The organism is Streptomyces lincolnensis (genome assembly GCF_021173675.1).
Classification (GTDB): Bacteria; Actinomycetota; Actinomycetes; order Streptomycetales; family Streptomycetaceae; genus Streptomyces; species Streptomyces lincolnensis_B.
The window spans coordinates 82,218-103,948 of record NZ_JAIHON010000010.1 but is presented as its reverse complement, the minus strand read 5'-3'; the positions used below and the strand labels follow the sequence as shown (position 1 = coordinate 103,948).

Here is a 21,731-nt window from a genome sequence, read left to right as displayed (position 1 = left end):
CACTCCTCACGTCAGCAGTTCTCGCAGATCCCGTACGACGACGTCGGCGCCGTGCCGGAGCAGTCTGGGCCCCGAGTCCCCGTCCGCGGTGCGATCCACGCCGACGACGAGGCCGAAGCCGCCGAGACGGCCCGCCTCCACTCCCGCCAGGGCGTCCTCGACGACGGCGGCGTGGGAGGCGGGGACGCCGAGTCTGCGGGCCGCCTCCAGGAAGAGGTCCGGACGGGGTTTGCCGGGCAGCCCGAGCCGGGCCGCCTCACCGCCGTCCACGAGCACGTCGAAGAGGTCCAGCACGCCCGCTCCGGTGAGCAGCTCTCCTGCGTGCCGGGACGCGGAGACCGCGGCGCGGGGCGTGCCGGCCCGGCGCAGCGCGCGCACCAGGCGCACGGTGCCCGGATACGCCTCGACGCCCTGTCGGCGCAGCCGGTCGGTGAACAGCCGCTCCTTCTCGGCGGCCACGGCCTGCACCGTGGCCGCCGTGGGCTCGACGCCCCGTGCGGCCAGGAAGGCCGCGGCGCCGTCGAGGCGGGACCTGCCGTCCACGTACCGCAGATAGTCGTCCCGGGCGTCGAACGGGCCGCGCAGCGCGGGATCCTCGGGCGGGTGCTCCCTCAGGTAGGCGTCGAACGCGGCCTTCCACGCGGCGGCGTGCACGCGGGCCGAGTCGGTGATCACCCCGTCCGTGTCGAACACGACGGCCCGCACGGCCCGCAGCAGGGGCGCCGGTGTCTCCGGGAGGGTGATCGCGTCGCGGGTCATGGTCACACCCGCTGCGGCACGATCGCCACCGGGCAGTCGGCATGGTGCAGCAGGGTGTGGCCCACCCGGCCCAGTTGGAGACCGAAGTGGCCGGACCGGCGCCGCGCTCCGATGACCACCAGGTCCGCGGCGGCGGAGCGGTTCAGCAGCACCCGGCGGGCCTGGCCCTCCACCGTGCTGCGGCGCACCCGGACTTCGGGGTGGTCGGCCGCCGCGTCGTGCAGCAGAGCGTCCAGCAGGGCACTCGCCCGCTCCTCGTGACGGTGGGCGGGATCCTCCGCCAGCTGGGGATGGTCGGCACTCTCGTGCGCGGGACAGCGCCAAGTCCGTACGACGTCGAGGACTGCGCCGCGGGCCGCGGCCTCCTGGAAGGCGAACCGCACGGCCTCGCCGCCGGACGCGGGCTCACCCGCGCCGAGGACGACGCGTTCATGTGTTCCCTCGACACCGGCCTTGTCGCCCCGGACCACGACCACCGGGCAGTGCGCCCGGGCCGCCACAGTCAGGCCGACCGAGCCGAGCAGCAGCCCCTTCACCTCGCCGCGTCCACGCGACCCGGTCACCACGGCGGAGGCGTTGTGCGCCTCCCGCAGGAGCGCGTCCGCCGCCTCCTCGGGAACCACCTCGGCGGACACCTTCACCTCGGAATCGCGCCGTCGGGCACGCTCCACGGCGGTCCCCACCACGTTGTCCGCCAGGACCTGTTCGGACGGACGCTCCCGGCCGACGGAGGGGACGACGTCCTCGTAGCGCTCCCACAAGGACGCGTACACCAACCGCAGCGGCAGGCCGTGCCGGGCCGCTTCGTCCACGGCCCAGTCGAGCGCGACCAGGCTCGACTCCGATCCGTCGACACCCACAACCAGGGGCAGCTCCATCGTCCCCACCACCTTTCGTCGAACCGCACGGGTGTGCGGCACGGGGGCTCCACCGTCAACCTCCCACCGGTGTCCGAGCTCTTCCAGATGCGGTTCGGCCCATCCCGGGGCCGTTCGGCCCCATGCCGGGAACGCCGCTCGGGCGGGGGCCGCGTCCGGTCCCCGAGCGAGGGCCACTCGGCCCGCTGCCCGGCCCGCTCAGCCCCTGGGCCGGTGCACGCGCCGGCCGGACGCTGAAGGTGAGGTCAGTGAAGGAGGGCACGCCATGAAAGCCACGCGGATCGGCTCTCTGATGGTCGGGGAGGTCGTCACCGTCGGCCGTGACGCTTCGTTCAAACAAGTCGCCCGGCTTCTGGGCGAGCACCGGATCAGTGGACTGCCCGTCGTCGACGAGGACGACAAGGTCCTCGGGGTGATCTCGGAGACGGACCTGATCCTCCGGCAGGCGCGGCGCACAGGCGCCCGTGCCTGGGCCGGCCGTCTCCGCCACGGCGTGCGCGGGGCGGCTGTCAAAAGCCGTGCCCGCACCGCGGGCGGGTTGATGTCGGCCCCGGCCGTGACGGTGCGGGTCGACGCGACCGTTCCCGAGGCCGCCCGGCTCATGGCCGCACACCGTGTCGAGCGGCTGCCGGTGGTGGACGAGGAGGACCGGCTCGTCGGCATCGTCACCCGCCGCGATCTGCTGAGGATCTTCCTGCGCACCGACGAGGAGATCCGTGCCGCCGTGAAGCAGGAGGTCCTCGTCAACACCCTGTGGCTGACTCCGCAGAACATCGCGGTCGATGTGCGGGACGGCGTGGTCACCCTCACGGGGCGGATGGAACGGCGCAGCGAGAAGGTCATCGCGCTGCGCACCACGGGCCGGGTGGACGGGGTCGTCGGCGTGGTCGACCGGCTGTCGTACCGGACCGACGACACACGGCTCCAGCCGGCCGAGCGAGCCCTGCACGGCACGGCCGAGGACTGGCTGCGCGGGCTGTGATCCGGTTCAGACCCCGTCGGCGGGCCGTCCGGCCGACGGGGTGCGCGTAGGGACGAATGGAGGCAGTCATGATTCCTCTCCTGCTGTTGGGTGCGGCCGTACTGGGCGCCTGCATGGTGTTCGGCTACAGCTCGTTCATCGTCGGCTTCCTGCTGATGGCCGCCGGCGTCCTCGGCCTCATCGTCTTCATGGCCACTCCCGGGATGGTCCGGCGGCCCGGCGAGAACGAGGTGGTCATCGAGAAGCACTACATCGGTGAGGGGGACGACCATCGCCGCTACCGCAGCTGACCTTGTCCGACCGCCGGAACGACCAGGCGGCCAGGGGCCGTTCGGCACGCAGACGGTGCCGGACGGCCCACGCCGCACTTCGCCCGTCCGAAGCATCGTGGAAACCCAGGAACGACTCCGGGGAGGCGGCCATGACCGGGTGCGACGACGTCAACGGCATCGTGGTGGGCATCGACGGTTCCGAAGCGTCCCGCGCCGCACTGCGCTGGGCCACGGACCAGGCGCACTCCCTCGGCACGCAGGTCGTCGCCGTGCACGCCTGGGAAGCGGCCCCGGCGGCCCCCTACGCCCCGGTCGCGGCCCGCCCCACACCGGCGGCACAGCGTGAGCGGGCCGCGGAGCTGCTCGCCGCCACGGTGCGCGAGACCTTCGGCCCCCGGGTCGACCCCGCGGTGCGTGCCGTCCTGGTGGAAGGGCCACCCGCGCGTGTCCTGCTCCAGCAGGCCCACAGCGCCCTGCTGCTGGCCCTGGGGCTCAGGCGGCACGGCCAGGGCGAACTGCCCGCCGTCGGCCCGGTGGGCCGCGAGTGCCTGCGGCACGCGACCGTCCCGGTGGTCACCGTGCCCGCCCACGACCGGACCACGGCACCCCTGCGGGCCGTCGAGGACACCGCTGCCGTCGGGAAGGACGTCGCGTAGCCGACGCCGGTCGGCCGCGTGTCAGGGCCCGTCCGCTTCGGCTGACGGGCCCTGACACGCGGCCGACCGGATTCTCAGCGGCTTGCGACCGTTCGGTGGTCCGTGCCGGCAGGCCGGTGCGGCAGCCGTGCGGTGGGCGGCGGTGCCGACGGCCTGTGCCCGCGGCGCCTTGCGATCCGTACCGCCAGTGTGTCGAGCAGCGCGGCGAGGACGACGGTCATGGCCGCCGCCACGACCAGCAGCACGACGAATCGATCCCAGAACTCCGGTGTGAGGCTCGTACCCACGGTCCTCTCCCCTCTCGAACAGACGTCGTTCCCTTACACCTCCAGCCAACTCCCTTGTCGCTGACGGCACATGAGCCGGCTGGGCCCGAGCCCAGGCGCGGAACGGCCCTCGGTCCGAACCCGCTTCGGCCCGAGATACGGGGCCGATGGCCTCATTGCCTCGGGCCCGCCCGCGCAGTGTCCCTGCCGACGGGCTGGGTCCTCAGCTCTTCGCAAGGGCCCCACCGGCCTCCGGACAGGTCCGATCGCCTCTGCCGGGCACGGCCTCGCGGAGTGATCATTGAATCGGGCGAGAGCGTCGGACAGGGCATCCGTGAGGGGTTCCCCCGTCTCCCGAACGGAACGACGCTCGCGCCGAGGGGGCGGCCTGCCCAGCAGGTCGGGGCCGTACCTGGGTCGTCGGCCACGTGCCCGCGTGATGTGCTCCGCGGGCACGCCCCCGCGCCGGGCTTCCGCCCCGCACGAACCGCCCCGCGGTCAGCGTCCGACCGTCAGGGGCACGGTGTCCTCGACGACCATGTGGCCGTCCTCCAGGGAGTTCCAGTACGCGGTGAGCGTGCCGGCTCCCGCGCGGGCGGTCCGGAAGGGGACCGTCACGTCGAACGTGCCGCGGGTGCCGCTGCCGGAGGTGGCGGTGACGTGGACGTCGGCCGCGGTCCGTCCGGCGGCGTCGGTGATCCTCAGTTTGAACGTCGCCTCGAAGGTGTTGGCGCTCCCCCAGATCCGGACCGGCGTCCGGACGGTGTCGCCGATCAGCGGCGACTCGACGAGGACGAGGGGTGCCAGGTCCTCGAAGTCGGCGCGGCCCACCGGGTGGTCGAGGACGATCCCCTCGCCGCCGAAGGAGGTCACCGGCTTGCCGTCCAGCTCGAAGCGGACCTTCTCGATGGACGGGAAGCGGGTCGCCGTGAAGACGACCTGGGCGAGCCTCGACTGCATCGACAGGCTCCCGCCGCCGTCGTCGTAGCGCCCGGACAGGTCGATCGTCGCCACGCGGTGGCGGACCACGATCGAGTGGAGTGTCGTGCCGGACGGAATGGCCGTGGCGCGTCCATGGCCGCGCTCGTACCGGTTGGGGCCGGCCAGCAGAGCGCGCAGGGCGGCGGCAGCGGTCGCGGGCGGGGTGACGGTACGCGGGGCGGCCGAGATCTTCTCCCCGTGCAGGAAGTACACCGACGCGCGCACCGGACGCGGTTCGCCGGCGCCGGTCGGCGGCGCTGCCGGCTGCGTGGGGGTGCGCGGTGCCGTCCCGGGAGTTCCGGGTGAGGTGGATCCGCCCTGGCCGGGCGTGGTGGTGCCTCCGGTGGTTCCACCGGAGGAGTCCCCGCCGGTCGCCGTGCTCGGCCGGGCCTCACCGGGCGACGTGCCTCCGGAGCCCGTGTCGCTTCCGCACGCGGTCGCCGCGGTGGACATCAGCAGGACGGCCGCGGCCAGAACGATCGGCCGACGGGACCGGTGAGTCCGGCGAGTCCGGTGGGACGTGCGCCTGCTGGAGATCTTGGTACGCATGGCAGCCTCCTCCGACCCTTCCAGGCAACACCTGGGGCGCGGCCGCCCCAAGTGCCGTACGGGACCCGGCCGCTGGGCCGTCCGGCGCCGTTTCCGGTCCGGTCGGCCACTGGTTGACGGCGGATCAGGTGCCGGGGGCCGGTCGCGGCCAGAGGCGGGGCCCGCGCCTGGCCGCCACGTCCTCGACCCAGTCGATCAGCAGCACGGCCGCGCCGATCAGGGGCCACGCCAGCAGGAACAGGAACCAGTCCGCTCCCAGCGGGAGGAACCTCTCCAGTACGTCCACCCGCCAGGCCCGGTCGATCAGCACGACGCCGAGGACCAGCGCCACCTCGTGCCACAGGTAGACCGTGACCGCCCGGGCGTTGAGCAGCACCACCGACGCGTGCACGGGCCTGAAGCGCCGTACCCACCGGTCACCGCGCGGGCGGAAGCGCATCAGCAGCAGGACGAAGCCGAACGACCACAGTGCCTGGGCGAACGGGATCTCGCCCAGGTCGTAGCCCTCGTCGGTGGGGTGCGTGAACGCGAACCAGCCGCCGGCCGCCATGGTGAGCCCGGTCAGCGCCAGCACGCGCCGTGCGGGCAGCCGGCCCACGAGTCCGTCGCGGTGGGCGAAGCCCAGCAGCCAGCAGGCACCGAAGACCACCAGGTCCGTCACCGGCGCCTCGACCCGGGCCGGCAGCGGCACCAGGCCGGTCTGGACCACGGCCGCGAGGAGGAGGAAGCCGGTCACACAGGCCCACGGGCGGCGGCGGAAGAGACGCAGCAGCAGGGGCGAGAGCAGCACGAGCAGCAGATAGGCGCGGATGTACCAGAGCGGGGCGACGACCTGCCGCGCCCACTCGCTGTCGGCGCCGGGCGGTGTGTCCAACGGCACGATCCACCACACAAGTTCGGCCCACCCGCCGCTGCCGCCCTCCTCGTCCGGGGTCCAGCCCTGCCAGAACATCACGCCGACCACGCACACGGCGAACGCCCACAGCGGCGGCAGCAGACGGCGCATCCGGGCCCGGAGCACCGCTGCGGCACTTCGGTCGCGTCGGTCCAGCGAGCGCGCCATCAACGATCCGGCCAGGGTGAACATCACGCCCATGGCGGGGAAGGCCAGGGTGAGCCAGGCCCAGTTGAAGGCGTGATAGGCGACCACGCGGACGAGGGCCAGAGCCCGCAGCAGGTCCAGGTAGAGGTCCCGGGGCCCCTTCTTCGGGGGTGGCTGCGCAGGGGGCGCGGGCAGGGGGCGCCGCGGTACGGGCCCGGGTACGGGCCGGAGCGGGGGCGAGGGCCGTGGCACGGGCAAGGGGCGCGGGGCGGTCACGGTGCGCTGCTCGGACACAGGCAGCGGGGCGGGCTGGGCAGGCAGGGCCGACCGCACGGACAGGGTCGGCGGCCGCGATGCCGGGGGCACGCTCAGGCGGCCGATGCGCCTCAGCTTGTGCCAGCGCAGCCGGGCCCCGGTCACCGCGGTCACGCAGGACTGCAGCAGAACCAGGTACAGGAGCTGCCGGTAGGCGATCTGCTGCAACGGCAGCGCCCAGAGCACGCGCAGCTTCTCGCCGTCCAGGCGCAACGCGTAGGCCGCGCACAGCATGTGCACGGCGAGCAGGCCGCCCCACGCCAGCAGCGTGCGCACCGGGTCCTGGAAGAGCAGGCCGTACAGCAGGAACAGGTCGATCAGAGGGGCCAGCAAGGGGGTGAGAACGGTGAAGAGCGCCACCAGCGCCAGGCCGTAACGGCCGAAGTGCCCCGCGTGTCCGCGCTCGACGACCGCGTGACGGTGCTTCCACATCGCCTGGAGCGTGCCGTAGCTCCACCGGTAACGCTGCCACCACAGCTGGGCGACGGTCGCGGGCGCCTCGGTCCAGCCGCGTGCCCCCTCCTCGTACACCACGTCCCAGCCGGCCCGGTGCAGGGCCATGGTGATGTCGGTGTCCTCGGCGAGCGTGTCGTCGCTCATGCCACCGGTGTGCCACAGCGCGGTGCGGCGGAAGGCTCCGACGGCGCCCGGCACCGTGGGAATGCAGCGCAGCAGGTCGTACATGCGCCGGTCGAGGTTGAGGCCCATCACGTACTCGAGGTGCTGCCAGGTGCCGAGCAGACGGCGTCGGTCGGCGACCTTGGTGTTGCCCGCCACCGCCCCCACCCGGGGACGGGCGAAGGGCTGTACGAGCCGGTGGACGGTGGTGGGTTCGAAGATGGTGTCGCCGTCCATCATCACGATCAGCTCGTGGGAGGCGTACGCCACTCCGGTGTTGAGTGCGGCGGCCTTGCCCCGGTTGACCTGTTCGACGACCCTCACTCCGGGCAGGCCCAGGGACCGCACGATGCCGGCGGTGCCGTCGGTGGAGCCGTCGTCGACCACGACGATCTCGACCGGGTGCGTGCTGCGCGCCACGGACAGCACTGTCTGGGCGATGCACGCGCGCTCGTTGTAGGCGGGGATCACGACGCTGACCGGTTCGGTGACCTCGCGGCCCCAGGAGAAGTCCGGGCTGCCGCGCACGCGCGCGTGACGCCGGGCGAACAGCGGCATCAGGGACAGGCGGGCCAGGACCAGCGCGCCGACCACCGCCAGCGACACGGCCAGGACGGGCACGAGCCGGTCGGCGACCGTGACCGCCGCGACGAAGACCCGCCCGCTCCACAACTGGGTGCCGTGCACCTCGTGCTGGGCGCTGTCCGCGCCCATGGCGCCGGTGACCGTGGCGAAGCGGTACCCGCGGCTCCTGAGCTCGGGGACGATCCGGTCCAGTGCTACCCGGGGTCGGGCCCGTTGCCGCGGGCGCGCCTCGACGGCACCTGGAGCTTCCATCTGCGGCCGGCCTCCGGCGGCCGGACCCGCCTGGTGGTGCGGACGCGCGGTCGAGGCCGTCCGCACGCGGTGACCCGGCCGCTCGATCTGCTGCTGGGTGAGCCCGCGCACTTCGTCATGCAGACCCGCCAGTTCCAGAACCTGCGCCGCCGGGTCGGCTCCGGACGGAGTCGGTGACGGTTCGACGCCGTCCTCGTCCGGCGATGCGGCCGAGGACGCGGGCACGGCCGGGGCGCCACCGCTGGTCGGCGGTGGCGCCCCGGCCGGTCTCGGAGGAACCCGGAGCGGTCACAGGAGCCAGCGGTTACGGCTGACGAACGGCAGCCGTGCCCAGGCCCTGCCCAGCCCCCAGGTGGCACCGGCGCCCGCGGCCGCCAGGGCGATCAGGACGACGGCGTAGACGAGGTGGTAGTCGGCGAAGGGGTTGGTCGACATGCTCAGCGACCCGTCGGAGAGGTGCCGGGCGGGCGGCCACTCGGCGATCCACATCAGCGCCATCATCGCGGTGCCGGCCACGGCGGCGAGCCGCAGCAGGATCCCGCCGACGAGCGCGAGACCGATGCCGAGCAGACCGAGCATGAACAGCCAGTCCGCCCAGGCGGCTCCGGCCCAGTCGTGGAACGTGGACTCCATCGGTCCGACGGCCACACCGCTGAGGAAGCCCTTGGTGGGCGAACCGCCGTCGATCCAGCCCTTGCCGTCCTGGGTGGCGTAGCCGAAGCCGAAGGTCTTGTCGAGGAACGCCCACAGGAAGACGAAGCCCGTCAGCAGGCGGAGCCCGGCGAAGACGTACGCGCTCGTCGCGGTGACCGCCGCGGCATCGGTTGCCGCCGGTGCCTTCCCGGTCCGGTGCAGGGACGGGAACCGGAATCCCAGGTGCCGGTGCGGGTGGTCATGGACTGCCATGATGCTCATCCCTTCCAAGTGAGTGTCTGCCGAGGTGCTGTGGCCCTCGGTGCGCCTTCAATGTCTCGCCTCCGCCGCTCGGACCGGAGGGGCTGCAGGGCCCCGGGAGCGGTCCGAACGGCCCTTCCTGAATGCCTCACCCGTCCCTGTTCAGGCGGCGATCGGCACCAGCACGACCGGGCAGTGCGAACGGTGCAGCAGCGCGTGCGCGACCGGTCCCAGGTGGTGCCCGAGCCGGCCGGTACGCCGGTGGGCGCCGATCACGACGACGGAGGCGTCCCGTGTCGCCTTCAGCAGGGCCTGCGTCGGGGCGGTGCGGACCGCGCGGGCGTCGACGACGACCTCGGGGTGCCGCTCCTCCAGGTGCGCGAGGGTGAAGCGGGGCACGGCGTCCTCGGCCCGGTCGGCCAGGGCCTGACGATCCTGGCCAGGGCTCGTCGCGGGCACCAGCGAGGGAAGTTCGGGGGTGAGGTGCCGACGGGTCGAGGCGTGCAGGACGCTCAGTCGCGCACCGCGTCGTTCCGCCTCCTGGAAGGCGTACACGGCCGCGTCCGCGTCGGCGTCGCTCTCCACCCCGAGCAGCACCGCGGGAGCGTCCCCGAGCTCCCGGCCGCGCTCGGTCGAAGGCGTGCCGCGGTCACACGGGTGGTCGTCGCGTACGACCATCAGCGGCCCGCGCGCGTGCACAGCCAGGCGCAGGCTCACCGACCCGAACATCAGGCCGGAAACCGCGTTGAACCCCCGGGTTCCCACGACGGTGAGGGCCGCGTCGCCACTCTCGCGGGTGAGCGCCTCCACCGGGCCGCCCTGGACCGCCGCGGTCACGACCCGCAGGCCGGGGTGGCGTGCGCGGGCCCGGGCGGCGGCCGAGGCCAGAACCGGACCGGCCTCGTCGCGATCGGGCACCGCGTACACGACACGCAGCACGGCACCACGCCGTACCGCCTCCTCGGCGGCCCGGTCGAGAGCCCGTACGGCGATGAGCGAACCGTCCACTCCGACGACCACTTGGTGAAAAGTCATGGTCTGGCTTCCCTTCTGTGCCGTTCTCGTTCGTTCCGGTCGGAAGGGGCCACCGGGGACCAGGCGCGTGCTCCGCCAGGCAGCTCACGGTGACTGCCGCGGCGGCTCCACGAAGGATGCTCGTCCCGGGCCGGCGCCCGGGACAGGGGCCACCCGAACCCGTCTGCCGGCCGGACCTCCCCATACGGCAGGGCCGTTCGGTCCCTCGTTCTCGGTCCCTCGTTTCCGGTCCCTCGTTCAGGAGGAGAGGTCGATGCCGTACATGGTGCGCCCGGCGACCAGCTCGCGGCCCGTGACCAGTTCGGGTTCGATCCGCACGAAGACCTCCTCGGGCGAGGGCGCCCAGGAGCGGGGCCCGGTGCGGGTGAGGCGCTCGTGGTCGACGGGGTCGGTCACGACCGTGGCCGACCCGGTGATGATCACGCTCCAGCCGGAGCGCGCGCCGGTGTCGACCTCGTCGGCCTCGAAGGCCACCACCGAGCCGTCGATCGCCCGTGCCAGTTCGGACGCCGCGGCGGTGCGCAGCAGCACGGCGTCGTCATCGTCCAGGCAGAAGTTGACCGGCAGCACCGCGGGCATGGCCTGGCGTGTGTGCACGATCCGACCGACAGGCACTTTCCGCAGCAGGCGGAGGCACTCCTGTCGGTCCAGCTCGCGGAATCCGTCGTTGCGGTACATCGGTCAGTCCGTCCTTCGCCTGGAGTACACATTCGTTCCTGGCCCTGCTGGGCACGGGCCACGCAACCGGTTCACGGCCCCGTGTCGATCACGTCGCGCACCGGGCGCCGTGGGCCGGCAGGTCCTTGCGGCCCGTATCCGAGCCGCACGAGCATCTGCGCGTGGCCGCCGCCGTCCGGGGTGGCCAGAACGTCGTGCCGCAGGTCCGGCCACTCCATCGCCTGATGCAGCAGGGAGGTGCGCAGACCGTGAGCCGTGGCGACCAGCAGCACGCGTTCCAGGGCCTGTCCGGCCCGCAGCCAGTCCGTGCGGCGGTCGTGCACCGTGCTCAGCAGGGCGACGACCGGGGCCGCCTCGAAGGGGCGGGCGGCAAGTCGCTCGGGGTGCCGCTGCGCGGTGAAATCACGCAGCGGCAGTCGCTCCCGGGTGTCCTGCGGACCGAGCAGCGCGGAGGGCAGGCCGGCGTCGGCGGCCTCGTACGGATCCTGGTGCACCCACCTGCGGCTCTCCATGGCACGGCCGACGTCCATCCGGTTGCGCTGCTCGGCCTGTGCGGTCAGCCGAAGCAGGCGGAGCGTCTCGGCGGACGAGGGGAAGCGGAGCACGGCGCCTTCCGTACGAGCCGCCTCCTCCAGTTCCACGGGCAGACGCGGGGGCAGCGGCCGGTCACTGAAGGGGAGGCGGCTGCTGTGCCGGCGCCGGATCGACTCGTAGAGGTCGGCCTGACCCGCGTCCGCGCCCCCGGGCACGCGCGCGACCGGCCGCACGACGGCGAGCAGGTCCGGGTCCCCGGGACAGGGCAGCAGCCGGACCACCGGCGCCCGACCGAAGTGGGCCATGGCGACGCGCAGGTTGAACAGACACGCCCCGGCCGACACATGCAGGGCACGACCGTCCGGGTCCACGTGCCGCAGGCCTCGCTCCGGAGCGGCACGCACCTGGCAGGTGAGCGCGTCGGGCTCCAGGCGGAAGGTCCACGGCTGGGTGTTGTAGATCGACGGCGCCGCGACCGCGGCCGCGACACAGGCCTCCATGATCGCGACGTCAAGGGTTGCGCTGGACATCGTGGCCTCCTCGCCTGTGAGGTCGGACGGTGCTGCTGTCTTCGAGCGTGGGCGCCGTCCCGCCGCCGGGTGAGGAGCCGTTGGTCCCTCACCGGGGCCCTGACGGGCCACACCTCTCGTACTAGGCCGCCTGGGCAGCCGGTGGGACTCGGTCGGACCGCGCCGGAATCGCACGTCCGGTGGCCCGGGGCGGGACTGTCGGCCCTGGCCCCGGGGCCGAGCGTCCCCTGGGGCCGGGGCCCTGTCCGTAGCAGCCTTGAGGCGTCATCGGAACGATCACAGGGAGTGGAGCGGATGACAGCCAAGGACAACGGGCGCGACGCCACCGCCGGCGTTCGGGTGCGAGCCGAGGGCGACGTGGACGAGGAGTCCCTCGCCTACCTCAGGGAGAAGGTCGGCACCGCTCTGGACCGTCCCGGCCTCCCGCCCGCCGACGGTGAGGTGCGCGTCGTCAGGGCCACGGCCCACCACGTCGAGCTGCCCTGGTCGGGGGCCGCCGAGATCCACGTCGGCACCGACCTCGTCGTCGTCCATGCCCGCGAGGCGAGCGCCCGGGAGCTCGCCGACCGGCTCCAGGACAGGCTCCGCAGCCGCACCGAGCGCCTCGCGCATCGCGGCGACGCCCTCCGCAGGGCGGCCACGCCACCGCCGTGGCGCGGCGGTCCGCCGCAACGGTAGTCCCCGCCCCGGCCAGGTGGGGCCGAACGGCCCTGCCCGACCGGGCCGGCAGGGCTCGAAAGGGGACCTTCGGCGCCTGTCACGGCCCCGGGTCCAGGAGAAAGAGTCGGTATCCGGGAGCCGCGCCCCTTCGAGCGCCTCCCACCGGTACGACCGCCGTACATGACCGCCGTACGCCTATGGCGACCACCAAAAACGGAGGCACCCTCCCATGCCTGGACACGACTCCCCCACCGACACCACGGTCGTCGTGGACCGTCTGGTCACAGCGGGCCTCAAGGCACTCGCCGACTACGACAGCCTCACCCAGGAGCAGGTCGACCACATCGTGAACAAGGCGTCGGTCGCCGCCCTGGACCGGCACACCGCGCTGGCCCGCCTGGCGGTTCAGGAGACCGGGCGCGGTGTGTTCGAGGACAAGGCGGCCAAGAACATGTTCGCGTGCGAGCACGTCACGCACAGCATGGGTCCGATGAAGACCGTCGGGGTCATAGGCCGCGACGACATCGAGGACATGGTCGAGATCGCGGAGCCGGTGGGGGTGGTGTGCGCGATCACACCCGTCACCAATCCGACCTCCACCACCATCTTCAAGGCGCTGATGGCGCTGAAGACCCGCAATCCGGTCGTGTTCGCCTTCCACCCCTCCGCCCAGCGGTGCAGCACCGAGGCGGCGCGGATCGTGCGTGACGCGGCCGTCGCCGCGGGAGCGCCCGAGCACTGTGTGCAGTGGATCGAGTCGCCGTCGGTCGAGGCGACCGACACCCTGATGCGGCACCCGGGCGTCTCGCTGATCCTCGCGACCGGCGGCAACGCCATGGTGAAGGCCGCCTACTCGGCCGGCAAGCCCGCCCTGGGCGTCGGCGCCGGCAATGTGCCCGCCTATGTGCACAGGAGCGCCAGGCTGCGCCGGGCCGTCAACGACCTGGTGCTGTCGAAGTCGTTCGACAACGGCATGATCTGCGCTTCCGAGCAGGCCGTCATCCTCGACGGCGACATCTACGACGCGGCGGTGGCCGAGTTCCGCGTCCTGCACGCGCACCTGGCCACCGCCCAGGAGAAGGCGAAGCTGGAGTCCTACCTCTTCCCCACCGGCAAGGCCACGGGAGGTGGTTGCGAGCCGAAGGTCAACTCCGCGGCTGTGGGGCAGAGTCCGGCGTGGATCGCCGAACAGGCCGGGTTCACCGTGCCCGCCGACACCTCGGTCATCCTGGTGGAGGCCGAACGGGTCGGCCCCGAGGAGCCGTTGACGCGGGAGAAGCTGTGCCCCGTGCTCGCCGTGCTCCGTGCCGAGTCCGAGCAGCGGGCCTTCGACCTGGCCGCCGACATGATCGCCTTCCACGGCCAGGGCCACAGCGCCGTCATCCACACCGAGGACCGTGCCCTGGCCGAGTCGTACGGCATGCGGATGAAGACCGTCCGGGTCATCGTCAACTCCCCTTCCTCCCAGGGCGCCATCGGGGGCATCTACAACGGACTGCTGCCCTCCCTGACCCTCGGGTGCGGTTCCTGGGGAAGCACGTCGGTGTCCAACAACGTCTCCGCGGCCCAACTGCTGAACGTCAAGCGGGTCTCCACCCGCCGCAACAACCTCCAGTGGTTCAAGGTCCCGCCGAAGATCTACTTCGAGCCGCAGGCCATCCGGTATCTGCAGTCCATGCCCGAGGTCCACCGCGTCACGATCGTCACCGACGCGACGATGACCCGCCTCGGCTTCGTCGACCGGATCACCCGCGTCCTGCAACGGCGTCCCGAGCCGGTCACCCTCCAGATCATCGACAACGTCGAGCCGGAGCCCAGCATCGACTCCGTACGGCGTGGCGCCCGTCTGATGGGCGACTTCCGTCCGGACACGATCATCGCGCTCGGCGGCGGTTCGCCCATGGACGCGGCGAAGGTCATGTGGCTGCTGTACGAGCAGCAGGCCGTCGGCGAGGACATCGACTTCGAGGACATGCGGCAGAAGTTCTCCGACATCCGCAAGCGGGCCTTCCGCTTCCCGACCCTGGGCGCCCTGGCCCGTCTGGTGTGTGTGCCCACCACCTCCGGGACCGGTGCCGAGGTCACCCCGTTCGCCGTCATCTCCGACCCGGCCACCGGCAAGAAGTACCCGCTGGCCGACTACGCGCTCACGCCCAGCGTGGCCATCGTCGACCCGCTGCTGACCATCGAGCTGCCCCCGGCCCTGGCGGCCGACAGCGGCTTCGACGCCCTCACCCACGCCATCGAGGCGTATGTCTCGGTCTACGCCAACGACTTCACCGACGGTCTCGCCCTGCACGCGATCCGGCTGATCTTCGGCAACATCGAGGCGGCCGTCACCGACCGTGCGGCGTCGGCCGAGGCGCGGGAGAAGATGCACAACGCCGGCACCATCGCGGGCATGGCCTTCGGCAACGCGTTCCTCGGCATCGTGCACGCCATGTCGCACACCCTGGGCGCCACCTTCCACATCGCGCACGGCCGCACCAACGCGGTGCTGCTGCCGCACGTCATCCGCTACAACGGCGCCGTTCCCACGAAGCTCACCGGCTGGCCCAAGTACGAGAACTACCGCGCCCCCGAACGCTTCCAGGACATCGCCCGCACCCTCGGTCTGCCCGCCACCACCCCCGCCGAGGGCGTGGAGTCCCTGGCGCGAGCCGTGGAGCGGCTGCGCGAGGCCGTCGGGATCGAGCCGACGTTCCAGTCGTTGGGCGTCGACGAGCAGACCTTCCTGGACGCCCTTCCCCAGCAGGCCCTCAACGCCTACGAGGACCAGTGCGCGCCCGCCAACCCGCGTATGCCGATGCTGGACGACATGCAGGACCTCATGCGCGGCGCCTACTTCGGCTGAACCTGCCGGCCGTCGGCGGAAGATGGGGCCGATCGGCCCTGGCGGCGGCCGGCACGGGCATGGTGTGCTGGAGGTGGCGGGAAGGGCTCGCCAGTGGACGCGGGGAAGCGGCTACGGGTCGCGCACCGCGCAATCAGGATCCGCGAGAAGCGGATGGGCCCTCCCCGCCTCCGTGCGGTCCTCATGGCGAGGCGCACTCCGGCCGGAGACACGCAGGCGCGGCCCGGACAACCGTCCGGGCCGCGCCTGTCTGCGCCGGTCCTTGGTGGTGCGGCGTTCAGCCGTGCCGCACGGGGATGGTCCGGGTGCTCGTCTTCTCCTCCGGAACCGGGACCGTGACGGTCAGGACACCGTCCTTGTACTCGGCGGTTGCCTCGTCGCCCTTGGCTCCGGCCGGCAGCCGCACGGAGCGGGTGAAGGTGCCGTAGCGGAACTCGGTGTGATGCTTGTCCGTCGTCTCCTCGGTGCGCTCGGCGCGCAGGATGAGCACGCCCTCCGTGATGGTGATCTCGACGTCCTTGGCGGCGTCGATGCCGGGAAGCTCGGCCCGCAGCAGATACGTCCCGTCCTTGACGTGCTCCTCGACCCGGATGCCGTGCGTCCCCGGGGCGGTGTGCGCCGCGGGGAGGCCTGCCTCCACCCAACCGAACAGGTCAGGGAAGGCCGGCCGACCGGTCAGCCGCTCGATCATGCCGCTCATGTCACCCTCCTCTTCGCCCTTGCTGATTCCAGTTCGCTCTTGCTGATTCCAGCGTCACGCGCCGGGGCGGCGCAGGCGTGGGCCGACCGACCCCACAAGGGACCCGGTCGGCCCTGTCAGCCGGTCATCCTCTTCCGCCACTCGGGACCGACGGTCGCCCACTCCGTCTCCCAGTCCCGCATCCGGCGCCGGTTCAGCCGGTGTCGTGCCACCCACCCGCATCCGAGGACGGCGCCACCGGTGCCGACCGCGACCAGTACGCCCGTCAGCGCCGACTCCACAAGCGCCTCCGTCGCGGAGGGCGGGGTGCGGACCAGGGCGCCCGTCCGGTCGGACCACACGGTGACGGGAGTCCCCGCGTCGCTGCCCGCCACGACCCGGGTCTTCGCCGTGTGCGTGGATCCGTCAGGAGCCGTCCAGCGCACGGTCGCCCGCACGGTGCCGTCGCTGCCGACCGACGTCACGCTCGGTGCCTTGTCCGCGTCCTCGACGAGTACGGCCGACACGGGATGCACGGCGGCCCGTCGGGCGGCGAGACCGTCCTCGACGACCGCCCCGGCCACTTCTCCCGCGAGCAGACCGCCGAGCAGAGCGACGGTCCAGGTGACCAGGACGATCCGGGCTTCCACCGTGTCGCTGTGGCGCCGGAGCGGATTGCGCCGCCACCGCCAGAACCACACCTTCTTCACGGGTGTGTGACGTGTCTCCGCCATGAGTCGACACCTCCTCGACCGGCCGTCGGCCTCAGCCTCAGGACGGACGGCCGCTCGGCGGGTCCCCGTCGGGAAGATCCGGATCCAGATCCGGTCGACGCGGCGGTCCCAGAAGCACGCAGTCCACGTCCACCACGCCCTCGACGGACCGCACCAGACGCACCGCGACGGGCACGAGCGAGGTGTCCTCGACGCGGCCCGTCACCGTCACGACACCGTCGCGCACCTTCACGCGGATCGGCTCGACGGGGTCGGGGAAGAGGAACGCGACGACCTCGCGCCGCACCTCCCGGGCGATGTCCTCGTCGTCCCGCAGGAACACCTTGAGCAGGTCGGAGCGGCTCACGATGCCTTTCAGCACTCCGTCGGCGTCCACCACCGGCAGCCGCTTGACCCCGCATCGCGCCATGGTGCGGGCAGCCTGCGCCAGCGTCTCGTTCGCGCGGGCGGTGACGGCGGGCGCCGTCATGAGCTCCTCGGCGGTGCGTGCCCCGGCCTTGGCCAGATCGGACAGTCGGCGCAGTCGGGCGTACCGGTCCGGATCCCCGTCGCGGAACTCCTCCTTGGGCAGCAGGTCCGCCTCGGACACCACACCGACGACGTGGTGTCCGTCGTCCACGACCGGCAGGGCGCTGATCCCCCACCGTTCCACGGCCTTCACGATGTCCTTGAACGGCGTGTCGCTCCGCAGGGCGACGACGGTACGGCTCATCACGTCGCTGACGGTGTGCGGGGTGCCCTGCATGGCGACCTCCGGTGGTACGGGGTACGGCGCCTGTCTTCAGAGTGGGTCATGGTCGTACGGAGCGCATGGGCCGACCGGCCCTTGTCGGGGAGGCCACTGTGGACCTGCCGCGGCACACGAGGTGGGGCCGCACCAGGTGACAGGGCCCGACGGGCCTCGGACCCGGGCCCACCGGCCCTCGCGGCCGCCTCCGGCCGACGGTCACGCTGGGCATGGGACCACACCGACGTGTCTCACCACGCGGTGTCCTACGGGAGGCGAAGGAGCTGATCGACCATGACGACCCTTGCCGGAATTCCGGGCCGCCCGGTCCGTGTCGACGCGGTGCTCGACGCACCGCTGTCGCGATGGCTGTGGCTGGTGAAGTGGATCCTGGTCATTCCGCACTACGTGGTGCTGTTCTTCCTCTGGATCGGCTTCGCCGTCGTGAGTGTGATCGCGTTCTTCGCCATCGCGTTCACCGGCCGCTATCCACGCCCCCTGTTCGACTTCAACCTCGGTGTGCTGCGCTGGAGTTGGCGGGTGGCGTACTACTCCTACGGCGCCCTGGGCACGGACCGGTATCCGCCGTTCAGCCTGGGTGAGGAGCCCGACTACCCGGCCCGGCTGGACATCGCCTACCCCGAGCGGCTCTCCCGCGGCCTGGTGCTGGTGAAGTGGTGGCTGCTGGCCATCCCGCACTACATCGTCGTCGGCTTCTTCCTCGGCGGCCTCCACCTCGGATGGTGGGACGGTGGGCTGATCCTCGTGCTGACCCTCATCGCGGCCGTGGTCATGGCCGTCACGGAGAAGTACCCGAGGAACCTGTTCGACCTGGTGCTCGGCCTCAACCGCTGGGTGCTGCGGGTCGCCGCCTACGTGGCCCTGATGACGGACACGTACCCGCCGTTCCGGCTGGACATGGGCGGCACGGAACCGGCCGTTCCGGCGCAGCGGTCATGATCACCGCCCTGGTCGGCGTCTTCCTGATCGCGCACGGGCTGCTCCACCCCGGAGTCTGGACGGCGCCGGCCCCGGCGGGCCGGCCGGCCCCCTTCGATCCGGGGCACTCGTGGGCGCTGACCGCGGCCCACGTCGCCGACGCCCCGGCGAGGGCCACGGCCCTGGCGCTGGCCTGGTACACCGCGCTGGTCTACGCCGTGGCCGGTGCGGGTGTCTTCGCGGGCAGCGGCTGGTGGCCCGTGGCGGCGGTCGTGGGCGCCGTGAGCGGACTCGTCCTCAAGACGGCCTGGTTCGACCCGTGGCTGTCGGTGGGCGTCCTGCTCGACGTGGGCGTCATCCTCGCCGCGACGGGCGGCTGGCCGGCGTCCCTCCACTGAGGCCGCCGTGCCGCCGACCGCGCCCCCGCCCCTTGGGGACCGTTCGGCCCTACGACGAGGACTCCCAGCCCCTGCCCCCGCGCGTCACCGCACGGAGATCCTGGTGCTGGAGGGGACCGCCACGGAGGTGGGGCCCCCGTCTCAGGGAGGTGTTGGCAGTGCTTCGTCCCGTTGTCGCGGGCCTGGACGGTTCGCGTGAGAGTCTCGCCGCCGCCGACTGGGCGGCCAGGGAAGCCCTGCGTCGCGGCCGTGCGCTGCGCCTGGTTCAAGCGTCGGAGGCGCTGTCGTCCGAAGCGGTTGACCTCCCCGAACTCGACGCCCCACGGGACCGGGCCCGGCACATCCTGAACACTGCCATGGACCGCCTCAACGAGCGCTGTCCGCAGCTGCGTCTCAGCGCGGACCGGATCGCCCGGCCCGCGCCCGACGCGCTCGTCGAGGCGGGCGCCGACGCCGAGTTGCTGGTTCTCGGCAGCCGGGCGCTCAGCGGCCTCGGCGGGTTCATGGCCGGTTCGGTGGCCTCGGCGGTCGTGGCTCGCGCGACGCGGCCCGTGGTCCTCGTACGGGCCGAACACACCCTTGAGGACGAGCATCTGCGGGACGCGGAGGGCCGGATGTCGTCCCGCACCCCGTACCGCGATGTCGTCGGCGGCATCGATCCGGCGCACTCCTACGAGGACCTGCTCGCCCTCGCGTTCGACAGCGCCCTGCTGCGGGACGCGCCGCTGCGCGTGGTGTACGCGTGGCAACTGCCCTACATGCCACCGGCGGCGGAGGCCAAGGCCCGCCGGGCCGTGCGGGAGGCGGCCGAGCGGACCCTGTCCTCGCTGCTGGTGCCGTGGCGGGAGAAGTATCCCGCCGTCGAGGTGCACGAAATGGCCGAGGAGGGGCGTCCGGCCCATCGACTGGTGGACGTGGCACGGGATGCCGGTCTGCTGGTCGTCGGACGCCGGATCCGCCCGGCCGGGCTCGGCACGCACACCGGACCGGTCGCGCACGCGGTGATCCACCACGTCCGCTGCCCGGTCGCCGTGGTCCCGCACGACTGAGGCGCGACGAGCCGTCGGCCCCTTGCCGTGCCGCCGAGGGCCGGCCTCCAGTCGCTGCGACGGAGCACGGCCCCGACGGAGAGGGCCGAGGGATCAGCCGCCCACCGGCACCCGCCACACCAGAGTGGTCCCGCCCCTTGCGGGGCAGTCCACCGTGAGTTCGCCGCCGAACTGTTCCGCGCGGTCGGTCATGTTGCGCAGCCCGCTGCGGCGCCCCTCCGCCGGGATGCCCACACCGTTGTCGGACACAGTGAGCCGGACCTCGCGCCCGTCGGTCTCCAGGATCACGTCGGCCCGGTCGGCGCGGGCGTGCCGGGCGACGTTGGTCAGGGCCTCGGAGAGCACGGCGATCACGTCGTCCGCGATCTCGCGGGGCACGTCGGTGTCGACCAGTCCCTCCATCCGGATGCTGGGGGCGAAACCCAGCACCGGTGCCGCCTCACCGGCGACGCGGACCGCGCGGGCCCGCAGTCCCGACCCCTCCGCACCCTCGCGCGAGCGCAGTCCGAAGATCGTGGACCTGATGATCTTGATGGTCTCGTCCAGGTCGTCCACCGCCCGAGTCACCCGCTCCGAGGCCTCCGCGTGCCCGATCAGACGGCCGGCGCTCTGGAGGGTCATGCCGGTGGCGAAGAGCCGCTGGATCGCCAGGTCGTGCAGGTCGCGGGCGATGCGGTCGCGGTCCTTGAGCACCGCGATCTCCTCGGCGTCCTGCCGGCGCTCCGCGAGCTCCATGGCGATCGCGGCCTGCGCCGCGAAGCCCCTGAGAGGATCGATCTCCTTGGCGGTGAACACGGTCCGGCCGGCCTCCCGCACCAGCAGGACGACGCCCCGGACCCCGTCCGCACCCGATCCGATCGGCACCGCGACCGCCGGGCCGAGCCCGCCGAAGCGTTCCGGGAAGGTCGAGACACGATCGTCGGCGGAGACGTCCGTGCTGGTCACGGGGGCGGCGGTGGAGTAGGCGTGCCCCATCAGGGAGCCCTCCACAGGCAGCACGAGCCCCCGGTGGGCCTCCGCCTCCGTCCCGATCGCCAGTTCCACGCTGAGCGACTCCGTGTCCTCCATCGGCATCGCGACCACGGCCAGCACGGCACCGGTGTTCTCCCGGGCCAGGTCCGCGATCAGCCTCAGGACCTCCGCCTGCGCGGCCCCGGACATCAGGCTGTGGGTGATCTCCGCGGTCGCCCGCAGCCAGCGCTCCCGCAGCCGGGACTCCTCGTAGAGGCGGGCGTTGTCGATGGCGACACCCGCCGCGACGGCCAGGGTCGACAGCACCGCCTCGTCCTCCACGTCGAACTGGACACCGCCGCGCTTCTCGGTGAGGTACAGGTTGCCGAACACCTGGTCGCGCACCCGGATCGGGACACCGAGGAAGGAGTTCATCGGCGGGTGGTGGGCCGGGAAGCCGTACGAGGCGGAGTGCTCGGAGATCTTGGTCAGACGCAGCGGTTCCGGGTGGCGGATGAGCTCCCCGAGAATGCCGTGGCCCTCCGGGTAGGGCCCGATCTTCGCGATCTGCTCGTCGGTGACCCCGACGGTGTGGAAGGCCGACAGCCGTTTGCCGTCCGGGCCGATCACGCCGAGCGCCGCGTACTGGGCGTCGACCAGCGCGGCGGCCGCCTCGACGATGCTGTGCAGCGCCTGTTCCAGGTCCAGTTCACGGCCGACCGAGAGCACGGCCTCCAGGAGGCTGTGCACCCGGTCGCGGGTGCCGCGGGCCGCGTCGAGCCGGGCCTGCAGCTCTTCCAGCAGCTCGTCCAGCCTCAGCTGCGGCAGCTTGACGCGTGCCTCCCCGGTTCCTTCCGAGCCACCCACGTTGTGATCCTCCAGACGCCTCGCCCGGCCCCTTGCCGTCACCTGCC

20 protein-coding genes and 2 pseudogenes are annotated in these 21,731 nt (G+C 72.5%); 8 read left to right on the top strand and 14 right to left on the bottom strand.

From position 1 onward, the window contains the following. Nucleotides 1–6: 6 nt before the first annotated feature. The gene (locus K4B79_RS29465; RefSeq protein WP_232030064.1) at nucleotides 7–759 is read right to left on the bottom strand and encodes an HAD family hydrolase; all 753 of its coding nucleotides are present in this window, start codon (nucleotides 757–759) and stop codon (nucleotides 7–9) included. Between the two features lie 2 nt (nucleotides 760–761). After that, entirely contained in the window at nucleotides 762–1,637 is an 876-nt protein-coding gene (locus tag K4B79_RS29460) for a universal stress protein (protein WP_232030062.1), read from the bottom strand. A gap of 265 nt (nucleotides 1,638–1,902) precedes the next feature. Between K4B79_RS29460 and K4B79_RS29455 the strand changes: the two genes are divergently transcribed. The 3 genes from K4B79_RS29455 to K4B79_RS29445 all read left to right on the top strand — a co-directional run bounded on the left by K4B79_RS29455 (nucleotide 1,903) and on the right by K4B79_RS29445 (nucleotide 3,547). Next, nucleotides 1,903–2,619: a CBS domain-containing protein gene (locus K4B79_RS29455; protein WP_232030060.1), complete on the top strand. Its 717-nt coding sequence runs from the start codon at nucleotides 1,903–1,905 to the stop codon at nucleotides 2,617–2,619. Nucleotides 2,620–2,687: 68 nt separating this feature from the next. Further along, nucleotides 2,688–2,909 (top strand): hypothetical protein, encoded by a 222-nt coding sequence (locus K4B79_RS29450; RefSeq protein WP_232030058.1) that lies wholly within the window; start codon nucleotides 2,688–2,690, stop codon nucleotides 2,907–2,909. A gap of 131 nt (nucleotides 2,910–3,040) precedes the next feature. Then, entirely contained in the window at nucleotides 3,041–3,547 is a 507-nt protein-coding gene (locus K4B79_RS29445; RefSeq protein ID WP_232030056.1) for a universal stress protein, read from the top strand. A 74-nt stretch (nucleotides 3,548–3,621) separates the two neighbouring features. On the opposite strand, the gene K4B79_RS29440 is transcribed toward K4B79_RS29445, so the two are convergent. The 8 genes and pseudogenes from K4B79_RS29440 to K4B79_RS29405 all read right to left on the bottom strand — a co-directional run bounded on the left by K4B79_RS29440 (nucleotide 3,622) and on the right by K4B79_RS29405 (nucleotide 11,826). Beyond that, nucleotides 3,622–3,834 (bottom strand): hypothetical protein, encoded by a 213-nt coding sequence (locus K4B79_RS29440; RefSeq protein ID WP_232030054.1) that lies wholly within the window; start codon nucleotides 3,832–3,834, stop codon nucleotides 3,622–3,624. Between the two features lie 477 nt (nucleotides 3,835–4,311). Next, on the bottom strand, nucleotides 4,312–5,343 hold the full coding sequence (locus tag K4B79_RS29435; protein WP_232030052.1) for a Gmad2 immunoglobulin-like domain-containing protein: 1,032 nt from the start codon (nucleotides 5,341–5,343) through the stop codon (nucleotides 4,312–4,314). 124 nt (nucleotides 5,344–5,467) lie between these two features. Next, nucleotides 5,468–6,520, bottom strand: a pseudogene (locus tag K4B79_RS29430) (acyltransferase family protein); the annotation flags it as partial. Between the two features lie 198 nt (nucleotides 6,521–6,718). After that, nucleotides 6,719–8,116 (bottom strand): annotated as a pseudogene (locus K4B79_RS29425) (bifunctional polysaccharide deacetylase/glycosyltransferase family 2 protein); the annotation flags it as partial. A 327-nt stretch (nucleotides 8,117–8,443) separates the two neighbouring features. Further along, on the bottom strand, nucleotides 8,444–9,061 hold the full coding sequence (locus tag K4B79_RS29420) for a DoxX family membrane protein (RefSeq protein ID WP_232030050.1): 618 nt from the start codon (nucleotides 9,059–9,061) through the stop codon (nucleotides 8,444–8,446). 150 nt (nucleotides 9,062–9,211) lie between these two features. Continuing rightward, complete coding sequence (locus tag K4B79_RS29415; protein WP_232030048.1) at nucleotides 9,212–10,084, bottom strand: universal stress protein; 873 nt, start codon at nucleotides 10,082–10,084, stop codon at nucleotides 9,212–9,214. A 237-nt stretch (nucleotides 10,085–10,321) separates the two neighbouring features. After that, nucleotides 10,322–10,762 carry a pyridoxamine 5'-phosphate oxidase family protein gene (locus tag K4B79_RS29410; RefSeq protein ID WP_232030046.1) on the bottom strand — a complete coding sequence of 147 codons (441 nt, stop codon included), beginning with the start codon at nucleotides 10,760–10,762 and terminating at the stop codon, nucleotides 10,322–10,324. Nucleotides 10,763–10,833: 71 nt separating this feature from the next. Then, nucleotides 10,834–11,826, bottom strand: a complete 993-nt coding sequence (locus K4B79_RS29405) for an Acg family FMN-binding oxidoreductase (RefSeq protein WP_232030045.1) — start codon at nucleotides 11,824–11,826, stop codon at nucleotides 10,834–10,836. A 294-nt stretch (nucleotides 11,827–12,120) separates the two neighbouring features. On the opposite strand from K4B79_RS29405, the gene K4B79_RS29400 reads away from it, so the two are divergent. Both K4B79_RS29400 and adhE read left to right on the top strand, forming a co-directional pair. After that, nucleotides 12,121–12,504 (top strand): hypothetical protein, encoded by a 384-nt coding sequence (locus K4B79_RS29400; RefSeq protein WP_232030043.1) that lies wholly within the window; start codon nucleotides 12,121–12,123, stop codon nucleotides 12,502–12,504. Between the two features lie 211 nt (nucleotides 12,505–12,715). Continuing rightward, complete coding sequence (gene adhE / locus K4B79_RS29395) at nucleotides 12,716–15,340, top strand: bifunctional acetaldehyde-CoA/alcohol dehydrogenase (RefSeq protein ID WP_232030041.1); 2,625 nt, start codon at nucleotides 12,716–12,718, stop codon at nucleotides 15,338–15,340. 277 nt (nucleotides 15,341–15,617) lie between these two features. Here adhE and K4B79_RS29390 read toward each other — a convergent pair whose 3' ends face one another. The 3 genes from K4B79_RS29390 to K4B79_RS29380 all read right to left on the bottom strand — a co-directional run bounded on the left by K4B79_RS29390 (nucleotide 15,618) and on the right by K4B79_RS29380 (nucleotide 17,498). Next, entirely contained in the window at nucleotides 15,618–16,040 is a 423-nt protein-coding gene (locus tag K4B79_RS29390; protein WP_232030039.1) for an Hsp20/alpha crystallin family protein, read from the bottom strand. A gap of 116 nt (nucleotides 16,041–16,156) precedes the next feature. Continuing rightward, complete coding sequence (locus tag K4B79_RS29385) at nucleotides 16,157–16,753, bottom strand: Rv1733c family protein (protein ID WP_232030037.1); 597 nt, start codon at nucleotides 16,751–16,753, stop codon at nucleotides 16,157–16,159. Between the two features lie 37 nt (nucleotides 16,754–16,790). Continuing rightward, on the bottom strand, nucleotides 16,791–17,498 hold the full coding sequence (locus K4B79_RS29380) for a CBS domain-containing protein (RefSeq protein ID WP_232030035.1): 708 nt from the start codon (nucleotides 17,496–17,498) through the stop codon (nucleotides 16,791–16,793). Between the two features lie 276 nt (nucleotides 17,499–17,774). Between K4B79_RS29380 and K4B79_RS29375 the strand changes: the two genes are divergently transcribed. From K4B79_RS29375 to K4B79_RS29365, 3 genes are all read left to right on the top strand, one after another. Further along, nucleotides 17,775–18,440 carry a DUF4389 domain-containing protein gene (locus tag K4B79_RS29375; RefSeq protein WP_232030033.1) on the top strand — a complete coding sequence of 222 codons (666 nt, stop codon included), beginning with the start codon at nucleotides 17,775–17,777 and terminating at the stop codon, nucleotides 18,438–18,440. Continuing rightward, nucleotides 18,437–18,817, top strand: coding sequence for a hypothetical protein (locus K4B79_RS29370; RefSeq protein ID WP_232030031.1), 381 nt, complete (start codon nucleotides 18,437–18,439; stop codon nucleotides 18,815–18,817). Before K4B79_RS29375 ends, K4B79_RS29370 begins: the two co-directional genes overlap by 4 nt. Nucleotides 18,818–18,975: 158 nt before the next feature. Next, on the top strand, nucleotides 18,976–19,866 hold the full coding sequence (locus tag K4B79_RS29365; RefSeq protein WP_232030030.1) for a universal stress protein: 891 nt from the start codon (nucleotides 18,976–18,978) through the stop codon (nucleotides 19,864–19,866). Nucleotides 19,867–19,959: 93 nt separating this feature from the next. On the opposite strand, the gene K4B79_RS29360 is transcribed toward K4B79_RS29365, so the two are convergent. After that, entirely contained in the window at nucleotides 19,960–21,684 is a 1,725-nt protein-coding gene (locus tag K4B79_RS29360; RefSeq protein ID WP_232030028.1) for a sensor histidine kinase, read from the bottom strand. Nucleotides 21,685–21,731 lie beyond the last annotated feature (47 nt).

Bases quoted from the DNA above. Each gene is read 5' to 3' on its own strand.
- K4B79_RS29450 (WP_232030058.1), top strand. From the start codon at position 2,688: ATGATTCCTCTCCTGCTGTTGGGTGCGGCCGTACTGGGCGCCTGCATG.
- K4B79_RS29420 (WP_232030050.1), bottom strand. From the start codon at position 9,061: ATGGCAGTCCATGACCACCCGCACCGGCACCTGGGATTCCGGTTCCCG.
- K4B79_RS29465 (WP_232030064.1), bottom strand. From the start codon at position 759: ATGACCCGCGACGCGATCACCCTCCCGGAGACACCGGCGCCCCTGCTG.
- K4B79_RS29400 (WP_232030043.1), top strand. From the start codon at position 12,121: ATGACAGCCAAGGACAACGGGCGCGACGCCACCGCCGGCGTTCGGGTG.
- K4B79_RS29370 (WP_232030031.1), top strand. From the start codon at position 18,437: ATGATCACCGCCCTGGTCGGCGTCTTCCTGATCGCGCACGGGCTGCTC.
- K4B79_RS29455 (WP_232030060.1), top strand. From the start codon at position 1,903: ATGAAAGCCACGCGGATCGGCTCTCTGATGGTCGGGGAGGTCGTCACC.
- K4B79_RS29380 (WP_232030035.1), bottom strand. From the start codon at position 17,498: ATGCAGGGCACCCCGCACACCGTCAGCGACGTGATGAGCCGTACCGTC.
- K4B79_RS29385 (WP_232030037.1), bottom strand. From the start codon at position 16,753: ATGGCGGAGACACGTCACACACCCGTGAAGAAGGTGTGGTTCTGGCGG.
- K4B79_RS29435 (WP_232030052.1), bottom strand. From the start codon at position 5,343: ATGCGTACCAAGATCTCCAGCAGGCGCACGTCCCACCGGACTCGCCGG.
- K4B79_RS29405 (WP_232030045.1), bottom strand. From the start codon at position 11,826: ATGTCCAGCGCAACCCTTGACGTCGCGATCATGGAGGCCTGTGTCGCG.
- K4B79_RS29390 (WP_232030039.1), bottom strand. From the start codon at position 16,040: ATGAGCGGCATGATCGAGCGGCTGACCGGTCGGCCGGCCTTCCCTGAC.
- K4B79_RS29375 (WP_232030033.1), top strand. From the start codon at position 17,775: ATGACGACCCTTGCCGGAATTCCGGGCCGCCCGGTCCGTGTCGACGCG.
- K4B79_RS29460 (WP_232030062.1), bottom strand. From the start codon at position 1,637: ATGGAGCTGCCCCTGGTTGTGGGTGTCGACGGATCGGAGTCGAGCCTG.
- K4B79_RS29415 (WP_232030048.1), bottom strand. From the start codon at position 10,084: ATGACTTTTCACCAAGTGGTCGTCGGAGTGGACGGTTCGCTCATCGCC.
- K4B79_RS29445 (WP_232030056.1), top strand. From the start codon at position 3,041: ATGACCGGGTGCGACGACGTCAACGGCATCGTGGTGGGCATCGACGGT.
- adhE (WP_232030041.1), top strand. From the start codon at position 12,716: ATGCCTGGACACGACTCCCCCACCGACACCACGGTCGTCGTGGACCGT.
- K4B79_RS29410 (WP_232030046.1), bottom strand. From the start codon at position 10,762: ATGTACCGCAACGACGGATTCCGCGAGCTGGACCGACAGGAGTGCCTC.